Raw genomic sequence first — 13,684 nt, 5'->3', positions numbered from 1 at the left:
AGGGATGATTCATGACAAAAAAAATGCATATTCTTGCAACCTGTCAATATGGCTGGCCTGAACCTTATCCTTCCTTATATCCTATGGAAGAAATGGCAAAACGTGGTCATTATGTTCATGCCATAACAGGTACTCCAAATTATCCTATGGGAACGGTCTTCAAAGGATACGAACATAATAAAATCATGGAAGAAACGCACAATGGTATTCACATTACACACGTTCCTGTTATCGCAAGAAAGCAGGACAGCGTTCATCGGTTATTGAATTATCACAGTTATCCGATAACAGCAAAGAAAAGAATCCTTGAACTTAGTAACGATTATGATGTAGTTTTTGCTAATCAATCTTCTCCTGTTATGATGGTAGAGCCTGCAATTGCATATGCAAGGAAATACCATAAAAGAGTAGTTATGTATTGCATGGACCTTTGGCCGGCAAGTCTATGTGTCGGCGGAGTAAAAAAAGATTCATCAATCTACAAATTCTATTATCATATCTCAAAAAAAATATACAGAAGCGTTGACATCATATTGGTTACTTCAAGAATGTTTAAAGAGTATTTTGTCAATGAATTTGGAATCAGTCCGGCAAGGATTGAATATCTTCCGCAGTATGCTCTTTCAGAATTTGAGGAGACTCCACAATCCCAAGATAAAGATACGACTGATTTTGTATTTGCTGGTAATATAGGAACTGCCCAAAATATTGGAGTGATTTTGCGAGCTGCAGAGATTATTCAAAGAGATAATCTTACAGATAAAGGGAAAAAAATCATTTTTAACATCATTGGTGACGGACAAGAGCTTGATAATCTGAAGGCTTTTGCCAATCAGCAAAAGATTAACAATGTTGTTTTTCACGGCAGAAAGCCTACAGAAGAAATGCCAAGATACTATTCATTAGCAGATGCGATGATAGTCACCTTGACTCCTGATCCTTTGATCTCACTAACTCTCCCTGCAAAGGTTCAGAGTTATATGGCAGCAGGCAAGCCAATCATAGCATCCGCAAACGGTGAAATACCTAACGTACTAAAAGATAGTAATTGTGGTTACTGTGCGAAAGCTAATGATGAAAAAGATTTGGTAGATAAGATTAGTTTATTTATAAATGATTCTAATAGAAATGAACTTGGTAAGAAAGCAAAAGCGTATTATAAGGATCATTTTGAAGTTGGGATTGTAATGGATAAGCTTGAGAGAATTCTTTGTCATAGTTGCAAATGAATAGAGATGATTGGCAGAAATTTTCATTTTGAAAAGACTATTATGATTATGAGTTCATCTTACTTGCTATTAAGATTTCAATCATTGAATAAACAAATAAAACAAAATCATGTTAGGGTGATATTGATAATGAAAGCAAGAATCCTAGAACAAACACTTGTTATAGGACAGTCTGAATACTCAATAGAGACTATGGATACTAAAGAAATAGAGGACTTCTTTGCAAAAAATATTAAGAGCTATATGGATGATTCTCCAATAGTTAATGAAGCTTTTATTAAATATGCTCATTTACTTAAAGCATCTGAATACTTGGTTAAAGAGAACGGTGTTAAATCTGTTGCGTCAAAAAAAGGAAATAGGGTTCTATTATCCTGTGTTGCTGATGCAATTGATAGAAGAAAATGTCCAATTATCAAGAGACTGTTTAGCTTCATTTATCAAAGGTTTATGGTTTTAGGAACATTTTTGTTTCTAACATTTAAAGTATTGCGTGGCAAAAAAGTCGAAAGAAAAGCTGATCAATATGAGGGCTTTTTCGTATGTAGGACAAAAGCAGGAAGAAAAATGATTAATGTTTTGTCGGAGCAACCAGTGCTCCAGTTGTTTGACACTTATAATGATAAGGGCTCGTTTTATTTGTGTTTTAGCAAACTGGAAAGATTTAAAATACTGTGTAAAGCACTAGTGAGTGCAAATTCGATCTTGAATGGTTATTGCGACCATATTAAGCAAAAGTATGGTGCAAATTGCTCAAATGATGCAAGGCGATATTATTCTATAAGAGTAGTTCAGACATCTGCGTACGAGCTCTTTGTTGATAGAATTGCTGCTGAATTTAAGGGGAAGCGTTATTATACTGCAGAAAATCTAGATAGATTTGCTCTAATTCAGGAACGGATTGCCAAAAAGCATAATAACACATTGGTATGTATACCTCATGGGATTGAGTATGGCTTCATGCTTCCTCATTGTTTTACTGGTGACATTTTCTATACAACCAGTGAGTACTCCGCAGTTTATTTGAATAAAAAATACAATTGTAACAAGTTTTTGTTTGACAATAGTATAGCAAAAAAAATGTTTTATGTCTCGCATAGTCTTATTCCTGGCAAGAAATTTGTTTTTTTTACTGAGTCGAGAGAGCCATATATTAATGTTAGGATTATTCAAGCCATTTTGCCGGTTTTTAAAAAGCACACTGTGACATTATATTTAAAGTTTCATCCTGCAGATGATTTGAAAAACTATAGCGCAATTATTGATGACGTTGTTGTTGTTAATGACTTTATTGAGGCTATATCGAATTCTTATTGTATTGCTAGAAAATCTACAGTACTGATTGAGGCATTGTATAATGATTCTGATTCGATAGCTATTTTGGAAAACAATAAAGACAGAGAGATATTTGAATCATTTCCTTCTCTATCAGATGCAAGAATTAATAGATATGATTCTGTTGAGAGCCTCTCTGCAGGTTTAGAAGAATTGTTTCGAGTAGTCGGGGAGAAAACAGTTTAAACCATATGTTAGGCTTGGAGTTAATAGTAGAAAATATGATGTCGAAAAAGCACATTAATTATGGCCTTGAAATAGCAAAATGAAAATAGCCAAATAAGTAGACGATTTGATTCTTATCTTAAGACTTCTTTTGATATAACAAAACGGAAAATGTAGAATCTATCTTCAACGTGTAATTATGGCCAGTTTTTTTGATTATTATAATACGTTTATATGCTAGTGTTGTAATGAGGTTGTTTGACTCGCAAGATAATTCACTCTAAAACGAATAAAATATTGCGGCATTCGTTTTTTTATTTCAATTTGTGCGGTACCGCCCGCTTTGGAGATTACTATGAAAAAGATTTTATGTCTATACTTGCCTCAGTTTCACTCTATCCCTGAAAATGACAAGTGGTGGGGTGAAGGATATACAGAGTGGACAGCTGTACGTAAAGCCAAGCCGTTATTTAAGGGACATAAACAACCTGTTATACCATTAAATCACAATTATTATGATTTATCTGAAGAAGATGCAGCGACGTGGAAATGGCAGAGTGAACTGGCTAAAAAATATGGTGTTTATGGTTTTGCTATATATCATTATTGGTTTGGTAATAGCAAAATGCTTTTAGAAAAACCGATGGAGATTCTCTTGAAACACAAGGAAATCGATATAAAGTATTGTATTGTATGGGCAAATGAAACGTGGACCAAGACTTGGTACAATCTTGAGTCGACGGTATTGATAGAGCAGACCTATGGGGATGAACAAGACTGGACTGATCATTTTAATTATATGTCAAAGTTCTTTGAAGATGAACGGTATATTAAGATTGATGGAAAGCCAGTAATCAATATATATAAAACAAAATATATTCATCATTTGGATGAAATGCTTCTTTGCTGGAAAAAATTAGCGATTAAACATGGGTTTCCAGGGATTTATGTTGTTTCTGGGAATACGATTATGGGTGTAGAAACGAGAATAGATAACATAGATGCATTTTATAATTTTGAGCCTGGATTTAGTCTGAAATACAATAGCACACAATTTCAATCTGTAAAACGAAAAATATCTATATTGAAAAATGTATTGTGTAATAAGGCATTAAATAACAAGCGACTGGAGAGAATCGAGAATATTGACAGTGTTTACAAAGCGATAAATAATGGAGGTGTTTATAAAAGGAAAACATATTTAGGTACATTTCCTAAATGGGATAATACACCAAGAAGAGGATATAAGGGCTCATATTACAAGGGAGCGACGGTGAAAAAGTTTTACAATTCATTAAAACACATATATGATATGTCGGAAGATGAATCATTTATATATATCAATGCTTGGAACGAGTGGGGAGAAGGATGTATGCTTGAACCGACTACAACAGATTCATATAGTTATTTAGAAGCTATAAAACGAGTGGTATCAAAATGAAAGTGGCAAATAGATTTCGCATCGATAAAAATAGGTTTTTATGTATAGTTGTATCATTAATACTAATTATGGCTCTTGTTGTTTTGCGGATTGTGTTTGAACGACTTTACAATGGAAATCTTGAGTTTGCTTTATCAATTTGTGTAATGATTGCAATTGGTGTTTATGTATTTCTGTTCTACTGTTGTTCAGTATTAAAGAATGGATTGATTAATGTATACAGCTGTATGCTCCTTATGAGTTTTTTGTTCTACTTCGGGCAACATCTTGTTGTTCTATTTGGAAAGGCGAGGGTTCTTAAAACATACTACAGATCTATTCTTGATGGTAGGATTCCAGATACAAGTAGGATCGGAGCTAGTTTCTTTGTTTTGATATGTATGCTAGTAATTAATATTGGTGTTTTATTTGGATGCGACTCAAAATCAAAACAAATTGATTCAAAAGAACTTAATTTTTCTCAGAATAACTATTACAGCGAATCAATTAAAAGAGTTGCCTGGATTGTATTAGCTATTGTTGTAGTTCCCACATTGTATAAGTATTATAATGATGTTGTAAATACATTCAAATATGGTTATTCGGAAGCTTTGGGAATGACAACAGGTTCTACACTGTTGAAAATCTGCTACTTTTTATCTTACTTCTTTTTGCCAAGCATATATCTATTGTTGATCAGCTACTCTAATAGCAAGAAAAAGACACTGATAATTCTTATCTATTTGGTTTATGTTGTTTTATATCTAATGACAGGTTCGAGATTTAGAGTCTTTGAGTCTGTAATAGCTATCGTTTTGATATATAATGATAAGATAAAGCAGATTAAAGGACGAGATTTAATAAAACTAATAATAATTGGAGTGGCGATACTGGCAGTTTTTTCAATTGTCAGAGATTCAAGAGAAGCTATTGCTAATTCTGGTAGCGTTAGTGAAATGGCCTCGAAAACATGGGACAAGATTAGCGATGAAGGCCTTTTGACGAATGTTTTAATTGAAACTGGTTCGACATTTGAGGTAGTGGATGTTGTATTGTATAAAACACCTGACATAGTTCCATATTCATATGGTTTTTCTATAATTGGTGCAGTTGTCATGGTTTTGCCATCGTTTTTGCGAAATGTAATTGATATTAATTCTCTCAGTACAAGTTTATTGTATTCTCCTCAATATACACAAGAAATAAAAATCGGAATGGGTTCATCTTTTATTGCTGAATCGTACCATAACTTTGGCTATTTTTCTATTATATATATGCTTTTCATCGGATTCGGCGTCGGAAAGCTTATGATGTCTTATATTAAGAATAAGCATAATAATTTCTATTTATATAAATATGTATACATTAGTTCGTTATTATGTTTTGCTATCAGAACAGATTTAGTTTCATTCCTAAGATATTATGTGTATTACGTTTTACTTTTCCATTTTATGATAAAGCTACACTACGATTATACCAAACGAAAAGCAAGATTGTAGTGTTGGTTGCTTTAAATTAAAAATTTTTAAGGGGATGGAGTTTTGAAGTATCGTTCAAAGTATTCTAATGCACCATGTGTTAGAAGCAGACTACTATACGCGCTTGCCAAAAAAATGTATTCAAAGAATAAAATAACTAGGCACTTTTTCTTCTCGTATATTAATCGCTTTGAAGGTGGTCAGTATTATTCATTAACTCTACGTAAGATTTTTCGTGAGTTATATGATATAGATGTTGGAATAGGCTCGTATGGCGGTATTTTTCAAGGCGGGTGGAGACCGCATGTGAAAGTTGGAAATTATTGTTCTTTCGCTACTGGTATAGAAAGACTATATGCTAATCATCCGATGGATTATGCTAGCACTCATCCGATTTTTCATTTAAAAGATTTTGGATGTTGTGACGAGAATAGATTTGAAACATCAAAGCTTATTATTGGAAATGATGTTTGGATTGGTGTAAATGCTATTATCACCAATAAATGCCATAAGATTGGTGATGGAGCGGTAGTTGGTGCTGGTTCAATTGTATTGCACGATCTTGAGCCATATGGTGTTTATGCTGGCAATCCTGCGCGATTAATAAGATATCGTTTCGATGAAAGTATAAGAAAACGATTGATTGAGTCAAGGTGGTATGAACTTACGCCTAATCAATTACAGCCTTTAATACACAATTACATATCTGTTGATGATTTTTGCAATAAGGTTAATAAAATAACTAAACTGAGCAGCAAATCATCGATGCCCAAAAGCAACAACCCTTAATGTATTTTTTTGCTTTGTAAACGGTTGTTATAAATTGGAATATACATAAGCATAAATGATTTCTTGAGGTCAACTTATCTATTACTAGCTTATATTGGTTGTTCCGAAGTTCACAGGGTCGAGGTAAAATGTATAGTACAAATTTTAGCAGCTTGTGGATATGATTGAAATAGCAAATAGTGGTCTTCATAGATAGGTTTTAGTTGCAAAAAGGGAAATAGAATAAAGGATTGATTATGGTAAAAGTGTTTGTACAGAAGTATCGTTCAATGCCAATTCAGTTAAGAGCTTCAATTTGGTTTTTGCTGTGCTCTTTTTTGCAAAAAGGCGTTTCAATGATTACTACCCCTGTTTTTACCCGTATTATGTCCACGAAAGAATATGGACAGTATGGTACTTTTAGTTCGTGGTTAGGAATAGTAACGATACTTATAAGCTTAAATATGTATCTTGGTGTTCATGCACAAGGTATTGTGAAATTCTCTGATGAACATGAGAAGTTTACTTCATCAATCGAAGGATTAACAACGATGCTTGCCTCTGTGTGGATGATTATATATGTTTTGTTTCGTAACTTTTGGAATGAACTATTATCGATGACAACACCACAAGTATTGGCAATGGTTGTAATCATATGGTCCACTGCTATATTTAATTTTTGGGCGAATGAGCAAAGATTAAAATACACTTATAAAGCGCTGGTAATAGTAACGTTATTGGTATCGATAATTAAACCCGTTTTTGAGTTTTTGTTGGTAGTTCAGTCAAATGAAAAAGTTACGGCAAGAGTGCTCGGTTGGATGATAGTAGATTTTGCGGCATATTCATGGATGCATTTGTTTCATTTGATTAAAGGAAAGACTTTTTTTTCAAGGAAATATTGGAGATATGCATTGCTTTTTAGTATCCCGTTAATTCCTCATTACTTATCTGCTACAATACTTAATAGTGCTGATCGTATTATGATTAAGGAAATGATAGGCGAAGGTGAATCTGGTATATATAATCTTGCTTATTCAGTTGCTATAATTATGACACTATTTAGTACTGCTTTATCTCAAACCGTTACACCATGGATGTATCAAAAAATAAAAGCAAAGAAGAATAAAGAAATAGCACCAATTGCATATGTTTCTTTAATAATAATAGCTATAGCAAATCTTTTGCTAATTGTTTTTGCACCAGAGGTAATTAGAGTTTTTGCTCCGAAAGAATATTACGAGGCTGTTTGGATTATTCCTCCAGTTTCAATGAGTTGTTATTTCCTGTTTTCGTATGACCTGTTTGCTAAATATGCATTTTATTATGAAAAGACCAAGATTATAATGCTTGTAAGCATTATTGGAGCAATGATGAATATAGTTTTAAACCTTGTGTTCATTCGTATTTTTGGATATATCGCAGCAGGATATACAACATTGATTTGTTATATCATTTTTGCTTCGTTTCATTATTTGTTGATGAGATATGTCTGTCGGAATTATTGTGAGAAGGATTATCCGTACGATACAAGAATAGTTTTAGTTATCAGTGTTATCTTTATTCTAGTTGGATTTTTCTTTTTGTTCCTATACACAAATACGTTCCTTAGATATATAGTTATTTTATTAGTTGTATTAACATCTGCGATATTCCATAAAAAGATAAAGTATGCCGTGGTTACAATTGTTAGAATAAGAAAAAACGATATAACCAATAGTTAATATGATGATTGAAAGGTGTGTATTAATGTCATATTTATACAACTGCTTTATGAATATACTTACTTCTATTGTTTGCCTATTCATAAGAAGAGATAAAAGGATTCTGTTGTTTGGTTCTTGGATGGGAAGAAGATATGCTGATAATTCTAGATGCTTATATGAGTTCTTGTCAAAAAACAAAAAAGCTTACGGATTGAAAAAAGTAATATGGGTAACTGATAATCCGAAGGTAGTTAAAATGTTGAACGAAAACGGATTTGAGGCATACAGAAAAAATACAATCAAAGGCGTTTATTGGCATTTTAAGTCCGGTGTTCATATTGTTAGTAACACTTATTCAAGTTCGAAAAGTCATAATGGTGATATAATTGGACATCTTTCTTGTGGCGCAATAAAAATACTGTTATGGCATGGTTTAAGTATTAAAGCATGCGGAAAAATGAGAGCAGATATTAATAACAATCACTCGTTAAAACATTCAGTTCGTAATTTTCTGAATTTAGTTTTTTCTGCTGCATTTTTCTCTCCTGGCTGTTGGAAAAACAGATTCCATTTAACTACCGCACCTGAATCAACAAGAGTAGCTTATTATGATTTCGGGGTAAAGCGTAATCACGCAATTGAGGCAAGCTACCCAAGGCTAAACTATCCATCTTTTATTACTAAGAAAGAAAAAAGACTATTGGAGAAATTGGACTCGTTAAGGAAAAAGCATAAGTTGATTCTATATTGTCCTACATTTCGTGAGATGAATAAGACGGAAAGTAGATTTGTCAATCCGATACTACAACCAGGATTTATGCAATTCATAGAGAATAATAATTATATCTGGATAGATAAAAGGCATTCTGCAAATACATTTTCTGTAGAAAAAATAGATAGTCCAAATGTTATGTATATTGATAGTGATTTTGATATTAACTTAATATATAGATACATAGATATTTTAGTTACAGATTATTCATCAACTGCTGCGGAGGCTGTCTATTTTTCAATTCCAGTTGTTTCGTTTATCCCTGATTATGATCAGTATAACACTCAAGAGAGAGGATTGGTTTCACCGTATGATTCTTACTATCCTGGCGAAAAATCTTACACGACAGATGAGTTGAAGATGCAAATTAAAAATGCTTCTGATTACGAAACCTATTTTGTTAGATTTGGTAAAAAATATGATCAGTGCAAACGGTTCCTTTTTAATGATAATCCGAAAGATATGAATTGGATATATAATCGAATAAAAGAAAAAGCAAAATTTTAATATGGGAGAAAGAAATGAAATCGCTAATCCTTAACTCAGGTCTTGGCACCCGTATGGGTGTGTTGACCTCAGAACATCCGAAATGCATGACCGAGGTATCTGCAACAGAAACAATACTCAGCCGTCAGCTTAAACTGATCTCATCAGCCGGTATTACCGAGGTCGTAATGACTACAGGATACTTTGATGATGTACTTGTTAACTACTGCAACTCACTCGATTTACCATTGCATTTTACATTTGTGAACAACCCCGTATATGATAAAACCAACTACATATACTCAATTTACTGTGCAAAAGAGTACCTTGATGATGATATCATACTCATGCATGGTGATCTTGTATTTGAGAATACTGTTTTTGATGATGTTGTTTCAAGTGAAACAAGCTGTATGACGGTAAGCTCAACATTGCCACTGCCTGAGAAAGATTTCAAAGCTGTCATAAAGGATGATCATATAGTTAAAGTTTCCATCGACATTTTTGATGATGCGATGGAAGCACAGCCTTTGTATAAGATCAAGCGTGATGACTGGAAGATATGGCTGGATAATATCTCGGCATTCTGTGAAAGCGGTGACGAGGCAAAACGCAAAGTCTATGCTGAAAATGCATTCAACGAAGTGTCAGATAAATGTATGATCAAGCCTCTTGATGTAGAAAACAGACTCTGTGCAGAAATAGACAATCCTGAAGACCTTGCTGTTGTATCTGCAAAGCTCAAGGAAATCGAGAACAGAAAAGTATATATGTGCTTTTCAACCGATATGATCCATAGCGGTCATATAGCTATTATCAAAAAAGCTGCTAGACTTGGCAAGCTCACAATAGGTGTTCTCTCAGACGAGGCAGTTGTAAGCTATAAACGTTTTCCTCTGCTGCCTTATGCTGAACGCAAGGCAATGTTTGAGAACATCGTAGGCGTGCATAACGTAGTTGAGCAAAAGACGCTCAGCTATAAAGATAATCTTGAAAAGTATAAGCCGGATATAGTTGTACACGGTGATGACTGGGTAAGCGGATTCCAAAAGCCTATACGAGATGAGGTAGTATCTGTTCTCGCTGAATATGGCGGAAAGCTTGTGGAATATCCGTATTCAGCAGATGAAAAGTATAAGGAACTTGAAAACCGCTCTCGCTCAGAGCTTGCAACACCAGATATGAGAAGGGGAAGACTCCGTAAGGTTCTTGCCATGAAAGGCACAATAACTGCAATGGAAGCACACAGCGGTCTTACTGGGCTTATCGTTGAAAACACCGTGGTTAATGAAAACGGCGGTGCAAGACAGTTTGACGCAATGTGGGTAAGCTCACTTTGTGATTCAACTGCAAAAGGTAAACCTGATATAGAGCTTGTAGATATGACAAGCCGCTTCCGTACTATTGATGATATTATGGAAGTTACCACAAAACCGATCATTTTTGATGGCGATACCGGCGGGTTGACTGAGCACTTCGTATATACTGTTCGTACACTCGAAAGAATGGGCGTGTCAATGGTCATTATTGAGGATAAGACTGGATTAAAGAAGAATAGTTTGTTTGGAACTGAGGTAAAGCAGACTCAAGCCTCTATCCCGGATTTCTGTGAAAAGATAAAAGCCGGTAAGAAAGCGCAGAAGACCAAAGAATTTATGATCTGTGCAAGAATAGAAAGCTTGATTCTTGAGCAGGGAATGGATGATGCTCTTGAAAGAGCGTTTGCATTCACGGATGCAGGCGCTGATGCGATCATGATTCATAGCCGAAAGAAAGATCCAGCAGAGATATTTGAGTTTGTTGAGAAGTTCCGCAATAAAGACAAAACAACACCTATCGTAGTTGTACCAACTTCTTTTAATACTGTTACTGAAGAAGAGTTCAAAGAGCGTGGCGTAAACGTTGTTATTTATGCAAATCAACTCACAAGAACCGGCTTCCCGGCAATGCAGAACGCAGCTAAAATAATTCTTGAACATCATCGTGCCAAGGAATGCGATGATATCTGTATGCCGTTTAAGGAAATAATCAGACTTATTCCGGAGGATGTATAATGCAGAGCATACTATATGCCAGTGAGAATTACGCAGAATTAGATTTGTATTTTGCTGAAAAGAAAGTAAAGAAGATCTTACTTGTATGTGATAATTCAATAAGGTTTCTAAGACTTAATGAATACTTTGAATCACTTGAAAACAGATCCGGCATTAAAGTAGTTCGTTTCAGCGACTTTGAGCCTAATCCCAATTACGAAAGCGTTGTCAGGGGTGTTGAGTTGTTCCATAAAGAGTCGTGTGAAATGATCGCTGTTGTTGGCGGCGGTTCTGCTATAGATGTTGCAAAATGCATCAAGCTGTATTCTAATATGGACAGCAGCGAGAATTATCTTAAACAGGAGATAGTTCCGAATGATATTGTTCTCTTTGCAGTTCCGACAACAGCCGGAACCGGAAGCGAGGCGACTCGTTATGCAGTTATTTATTACAATGGAGAAAAGCAGAGCGTAACAAGCGATAGCTGTATTCCAGGCACTGTGCTTTTTGATGCAAGTGTTCTGAAAACACTTCCGATATATCAGAAAAAAGCAACTATGATGGATGCGTTTTGTCATGCAATAGAGTCTTTCTGGTCTGTTAACAGTACAGATGAGAGCAAACAGTATTCAAAGGAAGCTATACAGCTTATTCTTGCTAATATGGACGATTATCTATCAAATGACGAAAATGCAAACGCAAAAATGCTTAAAGCTGCAAATATTGCAGGCAAGGCGATCAACATCACGCAAACCACAGCAGGTCATGCTATGTGCTATAAGCTGACGAGCCTTTATGGAATAGCCCACGGTCATGCTGCTGCCCTTTGTGATAAGGTGCTTTTCCCTTATATGATTGCAAACACGGATAAGTGCATAGATAAGCGTGGAGAGCAGTATCTCAAAGAGTCGTTCAATGAAATAGCTGCTGCTATGGGTTGTCCGACAGCTGAAAAGGCTGATGAAAAGCTTGCACATATAGTTGACAGCCTTGAGCTAGAATCGCCAAAGGCCAAGGACGCCAATGACATAGACGTGCTGAAAACGTCGGTAAACCCCGACAGACTGAAGAACAACCCTGTGAAATTAAGTGATGATGTAATAGAAAAACTATATTTGACAATTATAACTTGATATGAGCATTATTGAAAACTTAAAAGACATAGGAATACTAGATTTTCCAATTGTATTTAATTCAGATGATTTTAAACATGAGGTCAATAGGCTTTTAAATTCTTATGTAATCGCATTAAAAATGTATGGTGCTAATAAATCAGTAGTAGAACGAATAACAAGATTCAAAAGATCTTGCATGTTTGTACTTTCAAACTATTTCCGTGGGAATCACTATAATGCACATAATAATTTTGAAAGAGCTTTGAATGCTTTAGATATTGATGAATCGCCGCTTTTGTATAGTTCGTTAGATGAAAAATGCATGTTTAGAGGAAGAATAAATAATGAGCTTGATGATTACACTGATGATCAGATGTTTCACATTCCACTAAATAGGCGGACTATTATCTCTACGCAAAGATATAGTTCACCGGGTCTGCCGTGCTTATATGCTGGAGCATCAGTATATACATCTTGGGTTGAAATGAATCGACCAACAATTGATTCAATGCAATTAGTTGCTTTGAAGCCCACAGAAAAAGCCTTGGAAATGAAAGTTGTTGACCTGAGCCATATTCCTGAGAAGATCAATGAACTGAGTAATGAAGAATGGTTCGATGAAGATGAGTATCTTTTGTATTGGCCATTAATGGCATTGTGTTCAATTAAAGTTAGGCATGAAAATGATTGTTTTAAACCTGAATATATTTTCCCTCAGTTATATTTGGAGTACATTTTGAGGAAAAAGAATGCAGGAAGCTTAATGGGAATAAAGTATGTTTCAATTAAAGTTTCAAGCATAAATGCTAAGCAATTAGCAGAAGATTGGACTACATATGTGAATTATGTGTTCCCTGCTCGTTCTGATAGCACTAGAGATACAAAATGTAAGTTCTTATCAAATTGCTTTACCACGACAAATAATAGATCAGGTAAAGAACTATATATGATTGCAGAAACAATTCGTCGTGATGAATCATCTCTTAAGTGGAATACTGCTTGCGAAGAATCCCTTGCAAATGCTGATAAAAGGATATTATATACCCGTGATGGTTCACCTTTTTCTTATCATAGCAGCCTATGTGGTTTGATTGAACAAGCACTGTTTAAAAACGAATGCATGGAAGAATCGGATATGAATTTTTACGAATTGTTAGGCATGAGCGAATAATAATGA

At 34.7% G+C, this 13,684-nt stretch carries 10 protein-coding genes; all 10 read left to right on the top strand.

Annotated elements, in window-relative coordinates; translation table 11 throughout:
• Nucleotides 1-11 precede the first annotated feature (11 nt).
• The 10 genes from T494_RS0108480 (at nucleotide 12) to T494_RS0108435 (ending at nucleotide 13,678) form a co-directional block, all read left to right on the top strand.
• On the top strand, nucleotides 12-1,229 hold the full coding sequence (locus T494_RS0108480; protein ID WP_051540252.1) for a glycosyltransferase family 4 protein: 1,218 nt from the start codon (nucleotides 12-14) through the stop codon (nucleotides 1,227-1,229).
• 129 nt (nucleotides 1,230-1,358) lie between these two features.
• Nucleotides 1,359-2,750: a hypothetical protein gene (locus tag T494_RS0108475; protein WP_028505929.1), complete on the top strand. Its 1,392-nt coding sequence runs from the start codon at nucleotides 1,359-1,361 to the stop codon at nucleotides 2,748-2,750.
• Nucleotides 2,751-3,084: 334 nt separating this feature from the next.
• A complete protein-coding gene (locus T494_RS0108470; RefSeq protein WP_028505928.1) occupies nucleotides 3,085-4,170 on the top strand; it encodes a glycoside hydrolase family 99-like domain-containing protein in 1,086 nt (361 codons plus the stop codon).
• Complete coding sequence (gene wzy / locus T494_RS0108465; protein ID WP_028505927.1) at nucleotides 4,167-5,648, top strand: O-antigen polysaccharide polymerase Wzy; 1,482 nt, start codon at nucleotides 4,167-4,169, stop codon at nucleotides 5,646-5,648. The genes T494_RS0108470 and wzy overlap by 4 nt, the downstream gene beginning before the upstream one ends.
• A 42-nt stretch (nucleotides 5,649-5,690) precedes the next feature.
• Entirely contained in the window at nucleotides 5,691-6,416 is a 726-nt protein-coding gene (locus T494_RS12735; protein ID WP_051540250.1) for a CatB-related O-acetyltransferase, read from the top strand.
• A gap of 236 nt (nucleotides 6,417-6,652) precedes the next feature.
• A complete protein-coding gene (locus T494_RS0108455; protein ID WP_028505926.1) occupies nucleotides 6,653-8,119 on the top strand; it encodes an oligosaccharide flippase family protein in 1,467 nt (488 codons plus the stop codon).
• 49 nt (nucleotides 8,120-8,168) lie between these two features.
• Nucleotides 8,169-9,380: a CDP-glycerol glycerophosphotransferase family protein gene (locus T494_RS0108450; RefSeq protein ID WP_242836416.1), complete on the top strand. Its 1,212-nt coding sequence runs from the start codon at nucleotides 8,169-8,171 to the stop codon at nucleotides 9,378-9,380.
• A gap of 14 nt (nucleotides 9,381-9,394) precedes the next feature.
• Complete coding sequence (gene aepX / locus T494_RS0108445) at nucleotides 9,395-11,413, top strand: phosphoenolpyruvate mutase (RefSeq protein ID WP_028505924.1); 2,019 nt, start codon at nucleotides 9,395-9,397, stop codon at nucleotides 11,411-11,413.
• Nucleotides 11,413-12,525 carry a phosphonoacetaldehyde reductase gene (locus T494_RS0108440; protein WP_037344403.1) on the top strand — a complete coding sequence of 371 codons (1,113 nt, stop codon included), beginning with the start codon at nucleotides 11,413-11,415 and terminating at the stop codon, nucleotides 12,523-12,525. Before aepX ends, T494_RS0108440 begins: the two co-directional genes overlap by 1 nt.
• A 1-nt stretch (nucleotide 12,526) precedes the next feature.
• Entirely contained in the window at nucleotides 12,527-13,678 is a 1,152-nt protein-coding gene (locus tag T494_RS0108435; protein WP_028505922.1) for an RES domain-containing protein, read from the top strand.
• Nucleotides 13,679-13,684 lie beyond the last annotated feature (6 nt).

It is taken from the genome of Ruminococcus sp. FC2018, from assembly GCF_000621805.1.
In the GTDB taxonomy this organism is placed as follows: domain Bacteria; phylum Bacillota; class Clostridia; order Oscillospirales; family Ruminococcaceae; genus Hominimerdicola.
Note: the sequence above shows the minus strand (reverse complement) of the source record. Positions and strands in the feature narration are given on the sequence as shown.

What these genes read in the sequence shown, in the direction of transcription:
- T494_RS0108450 (WP_242836416.1), top strand. Translation starts at nt 8,169, where the DNA reads ATGAATATACTTACTTCTATTGTTTGCCTATTCATAAGAAGAGATAAA.
- T494_RS0108440 (WP_037344403.1), top strand. Translation starts at nt 11,413, where the DNA reads ATGCAGAGCATACTATATGCCAGTGAGAATTACGCAGAATTAGATTTG.
- T494_RS0108470 (WP_028505928.1), top strand. Translation starts at nt 3,085, where the DNA reads ATGAAAAAGATTTTATGTCTATACTTGCCTCAGTTTCACTCTATCCCT.
- T494_RS0108435 (WP_028505922.1), top strand. Translation starts at nt 12,527, where the DNA reads ATGAGCATTATTGAAAACTTAAAAGACATAGGAATACTAGATTTTCCA.
- T494_RS0108480 (WP_051540252.1), top strand. Translation starts at nt 12, where the DNA reads ATGACAAAAAAAATGCATATTCTTGCAACCTGTCAATATGGCTGGCCT.
- aepX (WP_028505924.1), top strand. Translation starts at nt 9,395, where the DNA reads ATGAAATCGCTAATCCTTAACTCAGGTCTTGGCACCCGTATGGGTGTG.
- T494_RS0108455 (WP_028505926.1), top strand. Translation starts at nt 6,653, where the DNA reads ATGGTAAAAGTGTTTGTACAGAAGTATCGTTCAATGCCAATTCAGTTA.
- wzy (WP_028505927.1), top strand. Translation starts at nt 4,167, where the DNA reads ATGAAAGTGGCAAATAGATTTCGCATCGATAAAAATAGGTTTTTATGT.
- T494_RS0108475 (WP_028505929.1), top strand. Translation starts at nt 1,359, where the DNA reads ATGAAAGCAAGAATCCTAGAACAAACACTTGTTATAGGACAGTCTGAA.